Consider the following 18,821-nt stretch of genomic DNA (forward strand, 5'->3'; position numbering starts at 1 on the left):
GGATTTAGGGTTTAGGCTTTACACAGTTTAAATGATAAATGATAAATGATAATTCATAACTCATAATTTATAACTTATCTCCACCAAAACTCCCTGCTGATCTTTTTTGTCTGTGATCTCACATTGTATTTCCTGACGGTATAAATCATTTAATAAGGCTATTCTTTCGAGTGTATTTTTCATTCCCCTGCCTTTCCTGGTTTTCTGATGCTGGGTTTTCTGTTTTTTGCTTTCCTCAATCCCTATTCCGTTGTCTTCTATAGTGATCTTTAAATGCTGGTTAAGTTTTTCAAAATTCAGTTTCAAAAAACCTTTTTCCGTTCTGTACCGTAATCCATGCCAGATCGCGTTTTCCAAAAACGGCTGAACAAGCATTCCCGGAACCTGAAGGCTTTGCATACTTAGATTTTCGTCTACACTGATCTCATAATCGAATTTATCTGTAAAACGTGTTTTCTCCAGGGCAAGATAGTTCTGCAGCAGGTCTAATTCCTGCTGAAAAGGGATAAAGTCTTCGGTAGAGTTTTCCATTACCCCACGCATGAGTTTTGAGAATTTGGTTAAATACTGGTTGGCTTCCAGCTCGTTATTTGTGGCTATGAAATGATTGACACTGTTCAGGCTGTTAAAAATAAAATGCGGGTTCATCTCACGACGGAGCGACTGCAGGGCAATTTTCTTGTTTTTCACCTGCACTTTTTTCAGGGTCCAGAAAATGAAGCCAATAAGTGCAAGAAGCAAAACCAAAGCCCCTATGAGGCTGTAGTTGAAGATATTCTTCTTACGGATCAATTCATCTTTTAATTGCTTTTCCTTTTCAAGCTGTGAAATTCTCTGTTCGGTATCTTCTAAAATCTTATCATCCACAAGGCTTTTATCTTTGGAGACCAGATCAGGAAGTCTTCCCAGAAAATCCCGGTATAGCTCTACTGAGGCGGATGTATTCTCTGAAACAGCATACAGGCTGTCCAGTTTTTTAACACTTTTCTGAGCCTCCAAGGTATGGCCTTTTTCAATGGCAATTCCGTAAGCATTCTTCAACAGGCCAACGGCTTCTTCAGCATCGTTCTTCTTAATGTAAATATCTGCCAGTTCCTGTATCTGATTGACTTTTTCCTGAGAATTTTCTTTCACGAAATCTTCTTTCAGCACTTTCTTTTTGGCTTCAATGGCTTTGTCAAAATTTTTATTTTCAACATAGAAATTGGTGAGTTTCTGATTGATTTCCAAAGCTTGCTGTGGAGCCTGCTCTTTGGAGAGCTGGTAAGCATTGTTGAGGTTTTCTTCAGCTTTCGGAATGTCTTTCTGCTGGATATTAACATCTGCCATCTGGCTGTAACTTTCTGCCAGATCCCCTTTTTCATTTTCTTTTCTGCTGATATCTATATTGCTCCGGATGGCTTCGGCTTTCAATTCTGCTGACGGAGAAGCCAGCCTTGCTGCATCATTCTGATTGACGGCCCTGTTCTCTTTGGAATAGCCTATTTCCGCCGCCTTACTGTAATTGCTGATGGCGGGGTTGATTTTATTTTGCTTTTCCTGCGACTGTGCCAGTTTCCTGGTTACTGCTTCCAGATTTTTTTTATCTTTTAAATTCTGATAGGTATTTCTGGCTTTGATCAGGTATTCCTCACTTTTGGCATAGTTTCCCTGATTATAATAGTCATTGGCTATTCCTACATAAGTATCCGCAACGCCTTTTTCATCATTATTATCAACTGCCATTTTCAGTTTCGAGGCAGATTTAAGGGCTTTTGAAACCCGCGCAGAGTCTTGGGCAAAGGAAAGATTTCCAACTGCCAGTATGACGATTAATATGATCCTGAAAAGTAATTTCACTATTTCCCAATCTATAATGCAAAGTAACTAAATCTTTATCTATAGTTTCTCATTTTCCACCAAGTCAAAGCCCCTTTTCACCAAGTTTCCCTATTCAAGGCTTTCTAAATAACAAAAAAACACATCCTTGAAATTTTATAATATCTTATCCGGCTTGTTTCGTTATTTTTGTTCAAATAAAAAGAAACTTAATTAAACCATGAAAAAAAATTGTTATTTATTCCTTATTACATGCCTTCTAAGTTGCTTCATCCATACACTGCATGCACAGACTTATATTGAGAATGTCACCATTGTAGATGTTATCAATAAAAAGCTGATCCCTAACCAGACCGTTATCATTAATAAAGATATCATCTCTGTGATTAGACCCTCCGGAAAAATAAAGCCACCCCAAAATGCCAATATCGTTAACGGCAAAGGAAAATTCTTAATCCCCGGAATGACTGATGCCCACGTTCATTTCTTCCAAAGCGGAGGTTTGTATGCCAGACCTGATGCTCTGGATTTTAGGAAACATACTCCCTATGAAAAAGAAATTGACTGGGTTCACGATAATATGGAAGATTTTATGCAGCGCTACCTTAAATCCGGGATCACCTCCGTAATTGATGTAGGAGCTACCTATAATTTCCTTACTCTCAGAAATTCATTTTCGCAGAAAACTACTCTGCCTACTGTATATATGACAGGGCCTCTTTTGACGACCTATGAACCTGAGGTATATAAAAAACTGGATAAAAATGAGCCTTTCAGCCTGGTGACATCCATAGAGGATGCGAAGAAACTGGTACAGGATCAGCTTCCTTACAAGCCCGATTTTATCAAAATATGGTATATCATTGAAGGAAAAGAAGTGGAATCTATTGCAAGAAAGCACGAGCCTATTATAAAGGCAATTATTGATGAAGCCCATAAAAATAATTTAAAGGTAGCTGTACATGCTACAGAAAGGATCACGGCACAGATCGCGGTTCAAAACGGGGCAGATTTTTTGGTACACAATATTGAAGATGAGGTAGTTTCTGATGATTTTGTAAAATTGTTGAAATCAAAAAAGGTGGTTTTAAGCCCTACACTCATTGTAGCGGATAATTACTACAAAACCTATGCTCAGAAAAACGCCTACAATACCTATGAACTGGAAAATTCCAACCCCAGAGCAATCGGGTCTATAGAAGATCTGAAGCACCTGTCTGATACGGCAGATTCATTAATGATCAAAAAATTGAAGACAAGATTTAATCTGCCCCAGATCAATGCCTATGTAGCCAAAATAGATTCCATCAGGATGGCTAATTTAAAAAAACTGGCTGATGGCGGTGTGACGATAGCTGCAGGTACTGATGCGGGAAACATCGGTACCCAGCATGCTACATCATTCATTGCAGAGCTTAAAGCCATGAAAGCGGCCGGAATGAGCAATTGGCAGATTTTAGAGTCCGCCACGATTAATCCTGCCAAAATATTTAACAAGGAAAACAGCTCCGGAAGTATTTCTTTGGGTAAAACTGCTGATCTGGTCCTACTGGATTCAGATCCTGTTGAAAATTTGGACAATCTTACTAAAATAAATCTGGTATTTAAAAACGGACAGGCTTTAGAACCGGACAAAATAGTAAAAGTAACTCCTGAAATTCTGGTTCAGAAGCAGCTGAACGCCTACAATGCAAGGGATATTGATGCTTTCCTGGAGCCTTATGCGGAGGATGTGGAGCTTTACTCCTTCCCGAATAAGTTATTAAGCAAAGGAAAGGAAAGTATGAGAAAAGATTACAGTAGTATGTTCCACAGGCTTCCTAACCTTCATTGTGAATTGAAGGGAAGAATAATCAATGGTAATTTCGTCATTGATAAAGAAAGTGTTTCCGGCATGAATCCGACCAAAAAGGTGGAAGCAACTGCTATCTATGAAATTAAAAACAATAAGATCTCCAAGGTTTATTTTATACAGTAACCCGTTTTTTCAGTACCATCATATAAAGACAACTCTTATCAGGGTTGTCTTTTTTTGTTTCACCAAGTCAAAAAGAGGTTTCATCAAGTCTTCTGTTTTCAGGTTCCTGATCCGGGTAATTTTACTTCAGAAATTAAAAAAATAAATCATGAACAAACTGTTATCCATAGCATTGCTATCCCTGATCATAAATTGCGGAAATGCACAGGAATTAAAAAAAGCCCATGTGGATTTTGACTATCTGCAAGACTTAGTAACCCAGGTAAAACCCCACAGAGAAAAAAGGCTGATCGATCTTGATGAGTTCCTGAAAAGATCAAAACAAAAAAACACCGTGATCCTGGATACCAGGTCAAAAGAGATGTTTGATAAAAAACATGTAAAAGGAGCTGTTAATATTAATTTTTCAGATTTTACACAATCGGCATTAGATAATTTCTTTAGGAACTATGAAGGAAAGAATACGCGAATCCTTATTTATTGCAATAATAATTTTGAGGATAGATCAGCTGCCGATCTTCAGGATCAATATTTCATCACCAAAGCCGTACAGCCACGATCTGCCAAAATAACAGAAAACAATTCCCGGACGCTGGCCTTAAATATCCCTACCTATATCAATTTATTCGGATATGGATATAAAAATGTATTTGAGCTTCATGAACTGGTAGACGTTAACGATCCGAGAATTGAATTTGAAGGAACAGATTCAAAATCAAAATTAGCCGTAAGGTAAAAGTTAAATTCCGACATCATGAAAATAAGATTTTTAATAATAACGGCTTTCCTGTCTGTCCTTTTTAATGCACAGGAAATAAAAAAAGAAATTGAGGTAAAACAGGCAACTATTTTTTTACAGAGCGCAAAAGTTTTCGGCACCACCCATGTTAATCTTCAGAAAGGGCGAAATACGGTACGGATCGTCAATCTTCCCAACGATCTCGATGAGAATACCTATAAGATTAATCTTGAAAAGACCACCACCCTGCTTTCGATCACGCCCCAAAGTAATTCACTGAAATCAGAGGAGCTATCCGAATCAGAAAAAAAGTTTGAAGTGGAAAAAAAGAAACTTCAGAGGCAGGTCGGCCTTCTAAACATCCAGATCAAAAACCTTACCGGAGAACAGGATATTATCAATGATAACCTCAAGGTATCCACCAACGATAAATCCACTCCACAGGAACAGCTGATCAAACTTACTGATTTTTACAGGAAAAGAATGCTTGAGATAGACAATCAGGTATTTTTACTGAATGAACAGAAAAGCATACTGGATGAGGGTATTACCAAGATCGACAAACAATTTGCAGAAGAGCAGGCTCTGAAAAACAAAAATAAAAATAAGAAAGAGCTAGTGCTTGAGATTCTTGCAGAGCAGGAAATAAACCTGGATCTTGGAGTAAGCTATATCGTCGCCAATGCGGGCTGGGTTCCTTCTTATGACCTGAGGGCAGAGTCTGTAAAGAAACCTCTTGAAATAGTGTACAAAGGTAAGATCTACCAGAATACGGGCCAGGACTGGAACAATATTAAACTCTTTGTTTCCACATACAAGCCGTCTTTTAACCAGGACAGGCCTGTTTTATCCCCTCTTTATGTAGCGGAATATGCAGCTTATGATTACGAGAATGCAAAAGCAGGTTATGATAAAAAAGATGTTTCCGCACTGGCCAATGCTTATCAGATGCGTGAAGTTGCTACCAAACCTGCTCAGGTCCCGGTGGCAATCGTTTCGGACAACCAAATGAATATTTTATATGAACTGAAGTTTGATCAGACCATCATAAGCCAGGAAAAAGAACAGTATGTGATCCTGGATAAAAAGAATATAGAAGCCACCTATAAACATCATACAGTCCCTAAGCTTAGCACCCAGGTTTTCCTGATGGCTTTTGTAAAAGACTGGCAAAACCTGAACCTGATCTCAGGAGAAGCGAACATTTATTTTGAAGATAATTATATTGGGAAAACCAATATCACAAGTAATTATGTAAAAGATGAATTTCCAATTTCTCTTGGAGCAGATGAAAGAATTGTTGTAAAAAGAATAAAGCTTGAAGACAAAACTTCCCAGAAAGCACTCAATTCCAGCAAGTGGGAAACAGAATCTTACCAGATCACAATCAGGAACAATACCAAAGAAAGTATTGACCTTGAGATCCTTGATCAACTTCCAATAAGCGAAAGCTCTAAAATTCTGGTAAAAGCACTGGAACTGGGAGACGGGAATTTCGATGAAAAAACCGGAAGCATTCTCTGGAACAGAAAGATAGGCAGCGGAAGTTCAGAAAAGATCGGTTTCTCTTTTGAAGTAAAATATCCTAAAGAAATACAGGTACAGTATTACAGCAGGTAACCAGATTATTGTCAACTCAAAAAATAAAACAATCCATTCTAAAGACAGCTCTTACCGGCTGTCTTTTCTTTTGAACATTCTACCAAGTCAAAAAGCGGTTTCACCAAGTCTTCCGTTTTCGGGTTCTTAATCCGGGTAATTTTACTTTAGAATTTAAAACGAGAAATTATGAGATTGAGACATTTTTTACTGATAGGATTCTTTACCATAGGGAGTTTTATAAGTGCACAGGAAGTAAAGAAAAATGCAATTGAAGTAACGGGAATTGCAGAAATGGAAATAGAGCCGGATGAGATTATTTTTAGTATCGGGATCAAAGGCGATAACAAGAATGATCTGGCCGATAATGAAAAGAAGCTGTTTGAGATCTTAAAAGGCAATAACGTAAAAAATGAGGACATCGATTTTAAATCCATGTATCAGAATATGTACTCGAAAGCCAAAACTTTCACAAAAAGCTTTCAGTTTAAGGTAAATACCCAAACAGACATCAACCAGCTATTTGAAAGCCTGAATCAAAAGTGGGTAACCAGCCTGCACATCACCGAAGTTAAAAACACCAGGATAGCAGACTTTAAAAAGACTGTAAAAATAAATGCCCTGAAGGCTGCCAAAGCCAAAGCAGACTATCTGCTGGAAAGCATCGGTAAAAAAACCGGGAATCCGATAGAAATTACAGAAATAGAAGATTATACAAGCGATATGATAGTTCCGGCAGCTTACGCAAGACAAAAGGTAAGCAATATTCAATTGGAAGCCAGCAATGCCGGCATGGACTATTCTTTTGACAATATTGAAAACATCAGGCTGAAATACAGCATCAAAACCAGATACGAAATCCTTTAAATAATAACATCATGACCACTTTAAAAACCATAACTATAGCAATAGGCACAGCCTTTCTAAGTTCAAACAACCTTTCGGATACTCATTGCGCAGGAAGAAACAAATCTGCCGTAAGTGAAAACGCATTGATGCAAAGTGCTTCCATAGCACCTGTAACCCCTGTAAGCAAAGAAAACAAAATCCAGGTGGCCCTTTTACTGGATACCTCCAACAGTATGGACGGGCTGATCGATCAGGCAAAATCAAGACTCTGGAATATAGTAAATACCCTTACGACTTTAAAGTATAACGGACAGGCTCCCCAGATAGAGATCGCATTGTATGAATACGGAAATGACGGAATACGTGATGAAAACTATATACGTCAGGTGACTCCGCTTACCCAGAATCTGGATCTGATATCAGAAAAGCTCTTCGCCCTAAGAACCAATGGCGGAAGTGAATACTGTGGTGCCGTGATCCGTGATGCCGCCACTAATCTGAACTGGGACAACAGTGAAGCCAGCATGAAACTGATCTACATCGCCGGGAACGAACCTTTCGATCAGGGGAAAGTCAATTATAAGGAAGTGGTATCATCTGCAAAGGCCAAAAGGATCTATACCAACACTATTTTCTGCGGAGACAGGAATGAAGGTATCCAGACATTCTGGCAAAACGGCGCTGTCATAGGGGACGGAAAATATTTTAATATTGACAGTAACAAAAAGGTGATCTATATAGAAACTCCTTATGACATCCGTATCTCCGAGTGCAATGCGAAACTGAACGATACTTACCTGTACTACGGAAACAGAGGTTCTGAATATAAAAGCATGCAGCTGGTACAGGACAAAAACGCAGAAGTACAGTCTGCATCCAATGCCGTGGAAAGAACCGTAGCCAAATCCAAAAAGAACGCTTATAAGAATGATCACTGGGATCTCGTAGACAGAGCTGAAAAAGATGCAGACTTCATCACCAAGGTTAAGGAAGAGGAATTACCTGCCGAATTGAAAGGTAAAAGTAAGGAAGAAGTAAAAAAAGCAGTTGCAGCAAAGGCATCAGAAAGAGGGAAAGTTCAGAAGGAGATTGAAGAACTGTCTAAAAAACGCCAGGATTATATTGATGTGGAAATGAAAAAACGAGGCAGTGCAGATGCCGATGACCTTGGAAAAGCCATTGAAAAATCCATTTTAGACATCGCGAAGAAAAACGGATATAGTTTGTAGTTACAATGGTGTTAGGAAAGGCCGGCTCAAATGAGCCGGCCCTTCCATAAAAACACAAAAAACAAGAAATATCATCTTATCTGATGAATAGTGAATAATGATGAAGATCCTGATAAAAGATCCAGTGACGGTATAGATGCTTTAGCTCCAAAGAAAACCTGATCTCCGGATTTCAGTGCCACTATAACCTGTGTTCTTCTTGTGGCAGGAGACACGGGGATTCCGAGAAGGCTGAGATTCGTATAGCTTTCTTCCGCTACCAGTTCCGGTTCTTCCATACCTTTCTGCACAAAAATTCCTATTCCCAGTTCCCCGGCAGAAATAGCTGATGAAACCTTATATTGCACATATACCTCATAAATACCATCCAAAGGAGCTACAAATACATTGTTTGTAATATCGAAATCATTATTGTCATCTATAAGCTCCTTATCAAATAATATTTTCCCCCAATTGGCAGAAGTGGTAATTGCCACCAGAATCAAATTGCTGTTCCCCGTACCCGATACAAATGATCTGTTGCCTGGTGGAATGAGCTGCGTCTTTGAAATAGTCTGAACATATCCCTGTGTATTCTGTACCAGAATAGAATCTGCACAAGAGGATACAAGGCATTTTTCAGTGGTGCGAATACGGAAATTTCCGTTAACATCCAAGGTAGCCTGCGGATCATTGGTATTGATTCCCACCTGTGACCAGCATTGCACTCCTACCCACAAGAGCAGCAATACTGTAGTTAAATTTTTCTTTTTCATGATTTGGTTAATTTTAAATTCATTAACAAATTTAAACCCTTCGCATAAATAAATTATCACAATCATTATAAATACAGCAATTTATTAGCAAAAGTTAAGTAATTCATTAACATTTGTTAATTTAAAAACAACAAAACCTCACGCTTCATTGCTTTTTATTCATCCATAATTGCCTGATTTGAAATAATATTTTTAAATTAGTTCGTAAAAAACACACCATGAGATCTAATGAATTCACTCAAAACTACTTTGAACAGAATAGTTTTCTACATGACAGTGATAAGGAAAAATTATTGGAATTGGTACAGATGGTCACCTTTCCTGAGAATAAAATAATCTTACACCGCGGAGAGCAGATCAGCCAGGTTGGCGTTGTATTAAAAGGACTGATAAGAGTATATGATAAAAACAATAAAACCGTATGGTTCGTTCCTGAGAACAGTGTATATGGCTGCATGGAGATTTTAGCACTTAAGCGGCCTTCATCGCTCACTTATGAAGCATTGGAGGAAACCACCATGTTTCTGCTTAATTATGATGAGCTGGAAGAAACCATAAAAGATTATCCCAATATAGCAACCCTGCTTTTAATGTATTGGAAAAAAACTGCGATGGATATTTACAGTAATTTTTATTCTTTCCTTCATATGACACCTGAAGAAAGGTACCTTCAATTGCTTAGCCAAAACTCCAGACTGATCCTGAGGGTAAAATCGAAAGACCTCGCCACCTATCTGGGCATGCATCCGGTTTCGCTGAGCAGATTAAAAAAACGATATTTTAATTCCGGCAATGATAAACCCTGATTTATCTTCCGAATTTAAAATACTCTGATAAGGGATGCTTTTTATTTTTCATATAGAGAGAAACCATCTGCATACCCGTAACTGAAAAGGTAATTCCATTTCCGCCAAATCCAAGAACAAAATAAGAGTTTCTGAACCGTTCATGCGTTCCGATATAAGGAAGCCCGTCTTTAGTCTCCCCGAAAGTCCCGGCCCAGACAAAATCTGTATAAAAATGACAGTCGGGTTTTATTTTCCGTAAAGCCTTCAGAATTACTTTTTCCTTTTTATCAAGAAGAGCATCACGCTTTTCCGCATTATGAAAATCTTCATCCGCACCCCCGATCAGCATTCTGCCGTCATCAGTGGTCCGCATATAAAGGTAAGGTTCGTCCGTATTCCAGACCAAAATATCGGCAATATCTTTGAATCCGGCCTCATCTATTTCGGAAACCAGGGCATAAGTGCTCTTTAAATCGACAAAATTGTCTTTAATAAGATTTTTACTTTCAAACCCTATGCAGTAGATGACTTTCTTAGCCTTGATCTGAGGCCCGTTTGCCGTAAAAACTATATTATGTCCTTTACAATACTTAACGGATCTCATTTCCGTTTTGTCAAAAATCCTTAATCCTCTTTTTACATTGAATTTAAATAATTCATGGGCAAATTTAAAAGCATCGATACTAGCTCCCTGCTCTGATAAAATCCCCCCATAAGTATTCTCAAAGCCAAATCTTTCCGAGACATCCCCACTTTCCAGCCATTTGACTTCAAAACCCGCATTTTTCCTGGCCTCAAACTCATTTTTCAGCCACGCAACATCTTTCTTTTTCGCCACGAAATACAATGATTTTTTTCTTTTAAAACCCGCATCAGATCTTATCTTTTTTGTAAGCTTTTCAATACGGTCAATGGAATCCGAGCACGCCTTATAGCTTCCTACCGCACCTCTCTCCCCTATTTTTCCGATCAGGTCAAAAAGCGGAACATCTATTTCATACTGCAGCATTGAAGTAGTGGCCGAGGTGCTGCCATTGCAGATCTCCCTCCGGTCAATAAGTATTGTTTTATAACCGTCTTCCATCATTTGATGGGCCATAAGGCTTCCCGTAATTCCACCGCCTATGATGAGGACATCGCATTCTTCATCCGACTTTAATGAAGGATACGAAGCCATCAGCCCATTCTTCAGTAACCAGAAAGGTTCATTGGATTTCAGATCCATATTAATATTTTACACTAAAATAGCCAATATTTATGACTTTTTTAACGATCCTTATTATATACGTGGTGCAATTCTTGATGCCATTATATAATCCAACCACTTTAAATACCAGATTATGATCACGATTATTCCAGAATCACCGGATAACGTTGCCGCTTTCAATGCAACAGGTGAAGTAACTAAAGAAGATTTTGAGAATGTTGTTTTTCCCCATGTAAAAGCTAAAGTAGATGAATTTGAAGAACTTAATTATTTACTTTATCTGGATACCGATCCTGGTAATTTTACGATGGGAGCCTGGCTTCAGGATGCATTTTTGGGATTGAAGAATTTAACCCGATGGAACCGCACAGCCATTGTCACGGATAACGAAGGGGTACAGAATTTCACGGATATTTTCAGTGTTTTAATGCCCGGAGAGTTTAAATCCTTTCCAAAGGAAAACTTATACAATGCCCTTTATTGGTGTAAAAACGGCAATGAAGTGGAAGCCTGATATTAAAATTATTGATAATAATAAAGAGAAGCAATTTGGCTTCTCTTTATTATTATAGGTCATACGAAACACCTTCTGTGAAAACTTCTTTGTCTTCATCTGTCCTGGATCTGTACAAATACTTATACTACCTACTTATCATTTAGGCATTTAAAGCTTTTTGGCAGTTTATTTTTATAGGTTTTGACAGCTCAGTTCCCTTGGTTTTTTAGAAAAATATAAACCGAACCGGAAGTTTTCAGGTTTAATATATAAAATTCCGAGGAAATATTAGTTTTTACTTCTCCGATCACGATACAAACTTGCTCTGTATTAACCTTTTAAATTAACTTATTCGTTATAAACAATCAAAACAAATTCCAATGAAAATCCGGAAAGAGACCGTTGAGTTTGAAAAAGGAAAATCTTTCAAATTGTATTCTCCGTCTTCAAAAAATTGTTTTTTCTGGCATTATCATCCCGAAACAGAGCTTGTATATGTAGAAGCCGTCAGCGGAATCCGCCATGTCGGAAAAGATATTTCCCACTTTACCGAAAGTGATCTGCTCCTGATCGGGTCCAATATTCCCCATCTCAATTTTGATTACGGAATTCAGACAGAATGCCTGCAAATAGTTTTGCAGATGAGAGAAAACTTTCTTCAGGATCTTATCTTTCCTGTTCCGGAATTTGAAAACATAAAATTTCTTCTGGAACGCTCTCATCTCGGGCTGTCATTCTACGGAGAAACCAAAAAGATGGTGATCGAAAAACTTTACCTCCTCAAGAATATGTCCCCATTTAATGCTTTGATAAAGCTGATAGAAATTTTACAAATTCTGGCTGTTTCTGATGAAGTAAAAGAACTCAACAATGAGCATATCGGAATAAGCTGGTTCCTGAATGATAAGATCAGAATGGGAACGATCTACGATTACATCCATGAAAATTATGACCGGAAACCCAATGTGAATGAGATTGCCGGTATTATAGGCCTGAGTACTCCTGCTTTCTGCCGGTATTTTAAGAAACAGACCAATATAACCTTTACAGATTTTGTTAATCATTACAGGATCAGTCAGGCCAGGATATTCTTATTGAAAGATTACCCCGTCACAGAAGTTTGTTTTCAGGTTGGTTTCGAAAGTCTTTCCTATTTTAATAAACTGTTTAAGCAGCATACCGGGGAAACACCGTCTGAATTTAAGAAGAAACACCTGAAAAAGGCTGAAAGGTGATTGGTGAAATGGTAGAAAGGTAAAATCGTTTTAAAACCTATCTGTTTCTATTATAGAAGTCATCTTTGTCATTCCGAAAGAATCTCAATACGCATATTTTGTGACTATTTTAGATTCCTTCGGAATGACAAATACTGTTTATTTTCTCTGGTACATTTTTGAGCAGACTTAATTAATGATTAAATATCAATAAGGATATGAAGATATCTTAAAACGAAGTCTACTTTAATATTTTTACACTTTCAGCTTAATATTCTTCACCATTTAATCACGCCTTAATGATTCAAAATCATAGTACATAAAAAATCGCCCCAAAATGGAGCGATTATATTTTAGTGGATATGTTTTTCCGCATGATAAGAACTTCTTACAAGTGGCGAACTTTCAACATGCCTGAATCCTAAGCTTCTTGCAAAATCTCCAAATTCATCAAATTCCTCAGGTGTAATGAACTTCTTAACAGGTAAATGTTTCTTGGTAGGCTGCAGGTACTGTCCCAATGTGATCACATCCACATTGGCATTCCTGATGTCTTCAATGGTCTGGAAAACCTCATCTCTGGTTTCTCCCAATCCGAGCATCACGCCTGTTTTTGTTCTTCTTTGGCCAGCTTCTTTAAGGTACCTCAATACTTCAAGGCTTCTTTCATATTTAGCCTGGATCCTCACTTCTCTTGTCAAACGTTTTACAGTCTCCATATTATGGGAAATGACTTCGGGAGCTACCTCAACCAGCCTGTCAAGATGCTTGGTAATGCCCTGGAAGTCAGGAATTAAGGTTTCCATTGTAGTCCCGGGAGAGATTCTTCTCACAGCATTTACCGTTTCACCCCAAAGAATAGATCCCATATCTTTCAGATCATCGCGGTCTACAGAAGTAAGAACTGCATGCTTGATCTTCATCAGCTTGATCGAACGGGCTACTTTTTCAGGCTCATCCCAATTTACATCAAGGGGTTTTCCTGTTTTTACCCCGCAAAATCCACAGCTTCGTGTACAGATATTTCCTAAGATCATGAAGGTAGCCGTTCCTTCTCCCCAACATTCACCCATATTCGGGCAGCTTCCGCTTTGGCAAATTGTATTTAATTTATACTTGTCAACCAAGGTCCTCAATTCCCTGTAGTTCTTTCCTGTAGGAAGTTTTACACGGATCCATTTTGGCTTTTGAACGGTAGTATCTTGAACTGAATTTTCCATTTCTAAAATTGAAGTTCAAAGTTAAGGATTTTTTAATGGAAACCATCTAACAAAGAAATTGATGGAACATATAATTGGGATATAGTTGTATCTTAGCTTTATAATTTACCGGATGAAAAAAGTACTTTTTCTTTTATCAGTTATTCTCGGCACCTGCTGTTTTGCACAGAAAGAATTTCAGCCCAAAGGATCCGAGGTTATTGAGACCGTAGACGGAGATCTCGATGGTGACAAAATCCCCGAAAAAGTAATCGTATATAATACAAAAGACACTACGGATATGGGAAACATCCGTGAAATTCAGATCCTGAAAAAAGCGAACGGAAAATGGACCTTATTGGAAAAATCCAGAAATGCTGTTCTGGAAAGCAAAGGCGGCGGAATGATGGGCGATCCTTACGGGGAAACTTCCATAGAAAAAGGAGTCCTGATCATTCATCAATCCGGCGGAAGCAGCTGGAAATGGGGATATACTGATAAATACAGGTTTCAAAACGGGCATTTTGAACTGATAGGTTATAGCTCTACCTATGGAAGGCCCGGAGATTACTGGATAGATGTGGATTTTAACCTTTCAACCGGAAAACTTATCTATAAAAAGGAGGTAGAGGACGAAACTATTTCCGATTACGGAAAATCAGTCCAGGAAACTATTACGAAAAAGGGATTAAAAATCAATCTGCAAAACAGGAATAATAAAGAAGAAAGAAAGATTGTACTCCCAAAAACGAAAAGCGAGATTTATATTTAACCGGATCAACAGTTAGGTTTTAAAACGATTTTCCAATTCTGCAACTTTGTGATTTTACCTTTCTACCATTTCACCAATCACATTTCAGTCGCCTTCAAATTCATTATTTTTCAAAAGCTCGGCTAAGACCTTTTTAGCACGCATTACCCTTACTTTCGTATTGGCAATGGAAATCCCGAGCTCTTCAGCAATCTCTTTGATGCTCTTTTCCTCAAAAAACCTTAACCTGATGATATCCTGATAATTGGCATCAAGGGATTCTATGGTCTTGATGATCTTCTTCTGCTCTTCATCGGAGATCATTAGTTCTTCGGGAGACTTTGCATACTGATTTTTAACTTGTTCAAGGTTTTCGGTAGCATCCTGATTTTCTCTGCTTTTCTTTCTCCAGAAGTCAATAACGGTATTCTGGGCAATGGTCAGCATCCAGGTTTTAAACTGAAAATACGGATCATACATGTCCAGCTTTGATAAGACCTTCGAAAAAACATTGACGGTAATTTCATCCGCATCATTCTCATCTCTTACTTTTTTCATGACAAAAGAAAATACATCTACCCAAAAAACATTAATGAGCTTTGTCTGGGCTTTCTGGTCTTTTTCCTTCGCCTTCTGGATGAGTGAAAATAGCTGTTCGTCGTTCATGTATAACAAATATAATTTATTTTAGGTAAAATCGCAAAAAAGCGAAAGGGCGAAAGGGCTAAAAAGCAAAATCGAAAAACTGTAAAATCGTTTAATTATTGTTGTTTATATGAGCATTCTTTGTCATTTCAATCTTAAAATAAAGTTCTTTTTTAATACTTCTTATCCACTTAATCCAAACTTAATTGGTTCAAAAAATAAAAGTTTAAACTTATAATCTAAAGCACACTAGCAGAGAACCGTATTCATCACTTTGCTTTTTTACTTTTTAGCCCTTTTGCTTTTAAGCTTCTTAACCTGAATTTATTATCTTTGCACCATTAATTTTTAAAGAAAATATAAATGAATTCCTTTATTGAAGAACTTAAATGGCGTGGTCTTTTTGCCGATATGATGCCCGGAACCGATGAACAACTGAATAAAGAGGTAACTACTGCATATATTGGCTTTGACCCTACTGCTGATTCTTTACATATAGGAAGCCTTATTCAGATAAAAATCCTAGCCCACTTTCAGCAGCATGGTCATAAGCCGATTGCTCTGGTAGGGGGCGCAACCGGGATGATCGGGGACCCTTCCGGGAAATCTGCGGAAAGAAACCTGCTGGATGAAGAAACATTGCTGCATTATGTGGAATGTTTAAAAAAGCAGCTTTCAAGATTTTTAAATTTTGACGGGAATGAGCCTAATAAAGCAGAACTGGTGAATAACTATGACTGGATGAAAGACATTTCTTTTCTGGACTTTGCCAAAAATGTGGGGAAGAATATTACCGTAAACTATATGATGGCGAAAGACTCCGTAAAGAAAAGGATTTCCGGGGAAGGCGGTGCTGAAGGAATGAGTTTTACAGAATTCACCTACCAGCTTATTCAGGGGTATGATTTTCTTCATTTATATCAGAATAACCAGGTAAAACTGCAGATGGGAGGTTCTGACCAATGGGGAAACATTACTACAGGTACAGAACTGATCCGGAGAAAAGCCCAGGGAGAGGCATTTGCCCTCACGGTTCCCCTGATCACAAAAGCGGACGGCTCCAAATTCGGGAAGTCTGAAAGCGGTGAAAATTACTGGCTGGATAAGAAGAGAACCTCTCCTTATAAATTCTACCAGTTCTGGCTGAATGCTACGGATGAAGATGCTGAACGGTTCATCAAATTCTATACTTTTCTGGGAAAGGAAGAGATCGAAACTTTAATCGAAGAGCACAAAGCAGCTCCACACGAAAGAAAGCTCCAGAAAAAGCTGGCTGAGGAAGTTACGGTATGGGTTCACGGAAAGGATGAATACGAAAAGGCTCTGAAGGCTTCTGAAATACTTTTCGGGCGTTCTACCGCCGAAGACCTGGTAAGCCTTGATGAAGAAACGTTTCTTGAAGTTTTTGATGGCGTTCCGCAAAAAGAAATAGCAAAAACAGATGTATTGGGAGTAAGCATTATTGATCTGCTTTCTGAAAAATCAGGTTTTCTAAAGTCCAAAAGTGAAGCTCAAAGAGAAATTAAGGGAAATTCCGTTTCCGTGAATAAGCAAAAAGTAAATGAGACTTTTACCGCTAATGAAAAGGATCTTATCGATAATAAATTCTTATTACTGCAAAAAGGTAAGAAGAGCTATTTCATTATCAGGGTTCAATAATCCGGAAAATAGCATATAAAATAACTATAGAAACACTTTGATTACAAAGTGTTTCTTTTTTAATACAAATTAACAGCATTTCATCTGCAGCATGTTCGAAAAATATATATAATATCAAAGGCTATGAGATAAATCCTGATATTTTTCAGATAATCGGATGATAAGAACCGGATAATAAAGAATTCCGCAACCTTTATTCAGAAGGCTATCATTTTGAAGCATACGAATATAAAATTTCACCCGTAGAAGTGCCTTCTTTCTTCAGCACTCCATCTACGAAGATCTGAACTTTCAGTGTTGATGATGCATTTACACCCTGGGCATCTACTCTACTCCTAAAGACACCAACTGTCTATATCGGATAACGGACAAAAAAAAATACCGCCGGATGGCGGTATTTTTCTATATTTCAAATTTTGATTTATAATTCTAAGAAACTGTGTGCAAGGGAAACACTTTTCGTTCCGCTTCCTGTTACGGTAACCGTTTTAGCAATTTCTCCGTCAACCCAGATATTGATAGTTAGTTTAGAATCTGCATGCAGAAGTTCTGCATTAGCTGCTAAATTCAATTGTGCCTGGCTTGAATTGACAAAAAACTCCCCGCTTGACCATGTAAAGCCTGCAGGATCAAAATAAGTCTGCGAAACAGTTCCTACCTGGGTAACAACAGTCTTGAACTTACTAAATGTAGTTGGAGGAGGAGTGGATGGTCCGCCATTAACGATTTTAGCTTCAAACTGAACAATGTGGTCCGTATATTCTTCATCGTCATCATCTTTACAAGAGCTGACCAAAGAAAACGCTGAAAATAATACGATGAATAAAAATGAAAGTCTAAGTAAACTTTTTGATTTGTAAAATTGCTTCATTTCTCCAAATAGATTTTTAATGTTCCAAATATAGGTTTTTTATCAATATAAAAATAACTTTTTTGAAAAATTTCCAACAAAGATTTACAAACAATATCAAATCATCAAAAAGTAAAAAAAGAGTCATTTTGATAAAAAATTATATTAAACTAAAGTATAAATAAATTACATAATTATTTATTTATCAAATGTTAAAACAATATTTATTTAAATTAAAGTTTAAATAATAATCATCACTGTAAAATTCATTCATTTTTAATATAATTTATAAGTATATTTGTCTTATGAATTTAGATTACATCATCAGGGAACCGAAAAATATCACCTCTAAAACACCGGTTCTTTTTATGCTTCACGGTTACGGAAGCAATGAGCAGGACCTTTTCAGTTTCAGGGAAACTCTTCCCTCCGATTGGCTTATCATAAGTTACAGAGCTCCAAGAGACACTCAGTTTGAAGGATATTCATGGTATGATATAGATTTCAGTAACCCTGAGAATTTTGTGGATGTTCCGCAGGCAAAAGAATCCCTGCAGGCTATTCTGGAAAGTATCCTGTCGGTCATCAATCATTATGGGTTAACGGAGAGCCCGGTTCATTTATGCGGGTTCAGCCAGGGTGGAATTCTGTGTTATGCTTTGGCTCTAACACATCCTGAAATGTTCAGTAATGTGGCCTGCCTGAGCTGTTATCCGGAAGAGAAACTATTGGTAAATACCGTTAAAGAGAAAAAGAAACTGGAACATCTCCGTTTTTTTGTATCCCATGGAACCGACGATGCAGTCATCCCGTTGGAATGGGGAAGAAAAGCTGCCGATCTTTTATATGATCTGGGATGTTATTTTACCTTCCGGGAATATATGAGCGGACATGGTGTGAACCAGAAAAACTATCTGGATCTTATGGATTTTTTCTCAAAACAGAATTAAGGAAAAACCAAGAGTTTCCTGCTTTTTATTGAAGTTTGTATAAAGATTCTTGCTTTTGAGAATCTTTTTTATTTTTTGTAAGAATATTTCATTAA

17 protein-coding genes are annotated in these 18,821 nt (G+C 37.7%); 11 read left to right on the plus strand and 6 right to left on the minus strand.

From position 1 onward, the window contains the following. Nucleotides 1-60: 60 nt before the first annotated feature. Nucleotides 61-1,839 carry a histidine kinase gene (locus tag HNP38_RS05630; protein ID WP_317166704.1) on the minus strand — a complete coding sequence of 593 codons (1,779 nt, stop codon included), beginning with the start codon at nucleotides 1,837-1,839 and terminating at the stop codon, nucleotides 61-63. A gap of 199 nt (nucleotides 1,840-2,038) precedes the next feature. Here HNP38_RS05630 and HNP38_RS05635 point away from each other — a divergent pair, with 199 nt between their 5' ends. From HNP38_RS05635 to HNP38_RS05655, 5 genes are all read left to right on the plus strand, one after another. Next, on the plus strand, nucleotides 2,039-3,796 hold the full coding sequence (locus HNP38_RS05635; RefSeq protein ID WP_184185743.1) for an amidohydrolase family protein: 1,758 nt from the start codon (nucleotides 2,039-2,041) through the stop codon (nucleotides 3,794-3,796). Nucleotides 3,797-3,944: 148 nt separating this feature from the next. Then, nucleotides 3,945-4,532 (plus strand): rhodanese-like domain-containing protein, encoded by a 588-nt coding sequence (locus HNP38_RS05640; RefSeq protein ID WP_184185746.1) that lies wholly within the window; start codon nucleotides 3,945-3,947, stop codon nucleotides 4,530-4,532. 18 nt (nucleotides 4,533-4,550) lie between these two features. After that, entirely contained in the window at nucleotides 4,551-6,155 is a 1,605-nt protein-coding gene (locus HNP38_RS05645) for a DUF4139 domain-containing protein (RefSeq protein ID WP_184185749.1), read from the plus strand. Nucleotides 6,156-6,323: 168 nt separating this feature from the next. Further along, nucleotides 6,324-7,001: an SIMPL domain-containing protein gene (locus HNP38_RS05650; RefSeq protein WP_184185752.1), complete on the plus strand. Its 678-nt coding sequence runs from the start codon at nucleotides 6,324-6,326 to the stop codon at nucleotides 6,999-7,001. Nucleotides 7,002-7,012: 11 nt separating this feature from the next. Beyond that, the gene (locus HNP38_RS05655; protein ID WP_184185755.1) at nucleotides 7,013-8,212 is read left to right on the plus strand and encodes a vWA domain-containing protein; all 1,200 of its coding nucleotides are present in this window, start codon (nucleotides 7,013-7,015) and stop codon (nucleotides 8,210-8,212) included. A gap of 71 nt (nucleotides 8,213-8,283) precedes the next feature. On the opposite strand, the gene HNP38_RS05660 is transcribed toward HNP38_RS05655, so the two are convergent. Beyond that, nucleotides 8,284-8,967, minus strand: coding sequence for a C1q-like domain-containing protein (locus HNP38_RS05660; protein WP_184185758.1), 684 nt, complete (start codon nucleotides 8,965-8,967; stop codon nucleotides 8,284-8,286). Between the two features lie 218 nt (nucleotides 8,968-9,185). Between HNP38_RS05660 and HNP38_RS05665 the strand changes: the two genes are divergently transcribed. Next, complete coding sequence (locus tag HNP38_RS05665; protein ID WP_184185760.1) at nucleotides 9,186-9,773, plus strand: Crp/Fnr family transcriptional regulator; 588 nt, start codon at nucleotides 9,186-9,188, stop codon at nucleotides 9,771-9,773. A gap of 1 nt (nucleotide 9,774) precedes the next feature. On the opposite strand, the gene HNP38_RS05670 is transcribed toward HNP38_RS05665, so the two are convergent. Then, nucleotides 9,775-10,980: an NAD(P)/FAD-dependent oxidoreductase gene (locus HNP38_RS05670; protein WP_184185763.1), complete on the minus strand. Its 1,206-nt coding sequence runs from the start codon at nucleotides 10,978-10,980 to the stop codon at nucleotides 9,775-9,777. A 115-nt stretch (nucleotides 10,981-11,095) separates the two neighbouring features. Here HNP38_RS05670 and HNP38_RS05675 point away from each other — a divergent pair, with 115 nt between their 5' ends. Beyond that, nucleotides 11,096-11,476 (plus strand): STAS/SEC14 domain-containing protein, encoded by a 381-nt coding sequence (locus HNP38_RS05675; protein ID WP_184185766.1) that lies wholly within the window; start codon nucleotides 11,096-11,098, stop codon nucleotides 11,474-11,476. A 362-nt stretch (nucleotides 11,477-11,838) separates the two neighbouring features. Further along, complete coding sequence (locus HNP38_RS05680) at nucleotides 11,839-12,693, plus strand: AraC family transcriptional regulator (RefSeq protein ID WP_184185769.1); 855 nt, start codon at nucleotides 11,839-11,841, stop codon at nucleotides 12,691-12,693. 332 nt (nucleotides 12,694-13,025) lie between these two features. Here HNP38_RS05680 and lipA read toward each other — a convergent pair whose 3' ends face one another. Continuing rightward, the gene (gene lipA, locus HNP38_RS05685; RefSeq protein ID WP_027374985.1) at nucleotides 13,026-13,892 is read right to left on the minus strand and encodes a lipoyl synthase; all 867 of its coding nucleotides are present in this window, start codon (nucleotides 13,890-13,892) and stop codon (nucleotides 13,026-13,028) included. A 112-nt stretch (nucleotides 13,893-14,004) separates the two neighbouring features. Here lipA and HNP38_RS05690 point away from each other — a divergent pair, with 112 nt between their 5' ends. Then, a complete protein-coding gene (locus HNP38_RS05690; RefSeq protein ID WP_184185772.1) occupies nucleotides 14,005-14,643 on the plus strand; it encodes a hypothetical protein in 639 nt (212 codons plus the stop codon). 84 nt (nucleotides 14,644-14,727) lie between these two features. Here the strand turns inward: HNP38_RS05690 and HNP38_RS05695 are convergent, their stop codons facing one another. Continuing rightward, nucleotides 14,728-15,288, minus strand: coding sequence for an RNA polymerase sigma factor (locus tag HNP38_RS05695; protein WP_184185775.1), 561 nt, complete (start codon nucleotides 15,286-15,288; stop codon nucleotides 14,728-14,730). A gap of 342 nt (nucleotides 15,289-15,630) precedes the next feature. Between HNP38_RS05695 and tyrS the strand changes: the two genes are divergently transcribed. Beyond that, on the plus strand, nucleotides 15,631-16,926 hold the full coding sequence (tyrS, locus tag HNP38_RS05700; RefSeq protein WP_184185778.1) for a tyrosine--tRNA ligase: 1,296 nt from the start codon (nucleotides 15,631-15,633) through the stop codon (nucleotides 16,924-16,926). A 421-nt stretch (nucleotides 16,927-17,347) separates the two neighbouring features. Here the strand turns inward: tyrS and HNP38_RS05705 are convergent, their stop codons facing one another. Continuing rightward, nucleotides 17,348-17,797 carry a hypothetical protein gene (locus tag HNP38_RS05705; protein WP_184185781.1) on the minus strand — a complete coding sequence of 150 codons (450 nt, stop codon included), beginning with the start codon at nucleotides 17,795-17,797 and terminating at the stop codon, nucleotides 17,348-17,350. A 284-nt stretch (nucleotides 17,798-18,081) separates the two neighbouring features. Between HNP38_RS05705 and HNP38_RS05710 the strand changes: the two genes are divergently transcribed. Next, nucleotides 18,082-18,726: an alpha/beta hydrolase gene (locus HNP38_RS05710; protein ID WP_184185784.1), complete on the plus strand. Its 645-nt coding sequence runs from the start codon at nucleotides 18,082-18,084 to the stop codon at nucleotides 18,724-18,726. Nucleotides 18,727-18,821 lie beyond the last annotated feature (95 nt).

This window comes from Chryseobacterium defluvii, assembly GCF_014204415.1.
Taxonomy (GTDB): domain Bacteria; phylum Bacteroidota; class Bacteroidia; order Flavobacteriales; family Weeksellaceae; genus Chryseobacterium; species Chryseobacterium defluvii_A.

Coding starts and splice junctions, on each gene's coding strand:
- HNP38_RS05635 (WP_184185743.1), top strand. CDS start 2,039: ATGAAAAAAAATTGTTATTTATTCCTTATTACATGCCTTCTAAGTTGC.
- HNP38_RS05640 (WP_184185746.1), top strand. CDS start 3,945: ATGAACAAACTGTTATCCATAGCATTGCTATCCCTGATCATAAATTGC.
- HNP38_RS05645 (WP_184185749.1), top strand. CDS start 4,551: ATGAAAATAAGATTTTTAATAATAACGGCTTTCCTGTCTGTCCTTTTT.
- HNP38_RS05650 (WP_184185752.1), top strand. CDS start 6,324: ATGAGATTGAGACATTTTTTACTGATAGGATTCTTTACCATAGGGAGT.
- HNP38_RS05655 (WP_184185755.1), top strand. CDS start 7,013: ATGACCACTTTAAAAACCATAACTATAGCAATAGGCACAGCCTTTCTA.
- HNP38_RS05660 (WP_184185758.1), bottom strand. CDS start 8,967: ATGAAAAAGAAAAATTTAACTACAGTATTGCTGCTCTTGTGGGTAGGA.
- HNP38_RS05665 (WP_184185760.1), top strand. CDS start 9,186: ATGAGATCTAATGAATTCACTCAAAACTACTTTGAACAGAATAGTTTT.
- HNP38_RS05670 (WP_184185763.1), bottom strand. CDS start 10,980: ATGGATCTGAAATCCAATGAACCTTTCTGGTTACTGAAGAATGGGCTG.
- HNP38_RS05675 (WP_184185766.1), top strand. CDS start 11,096: ATGATCACGATTATTCCAGAATCACCGGATAACGTTGCCGCTTTCAAT.
- HNP38_RS05680 (WP_184185769.1), top strand. CDS start 11,839: ATGAAAATCCGGAAAGAGACCGTTGAGTTTGAAAAAGGAAAATCTTTC.
- lipA (WP_027374985.1), bottom strand. CDS start 13,892: ATGGAAAATTCAGTTCAAGATACTACCGTTCAAAAGCCAAAATGGATC.
- HNP38_RS05690 (WP_184185772.1), top strand. CDS start 14,005: ATGAAAAAAGTACTTTTTCTTTTATCAGTTATTCTCGGCACCTGCTGT.
- HNP38_RS05695 (WP_184185775.1), bottom strand. CDS start 15,288: ATGAACGACGAACAGCTATTTTCACTCATCCAGAAGGCGAAGGAAAAA.
- tyrS (WP_184185778.1), top strand. CDS start 15,631: ATGAATTCCTTTATTGAAGAACTTAAATGGCGTGGTCTTTTTGCCGAT.
- HNP38_RS05705 (WP_184185781.1), bottom strand. CDS start 17,797: ATGAAGCAATTTTACAAATCAAAAAGTTTACTTAGACTTTCATTTTTA.
- HNP38_RS05710 (WP_184185784.1), top strand. CDS start 18,082: ATGAATTTAGATTACATCATCAGGGAACCGAAAAATATCACCTCTAAA.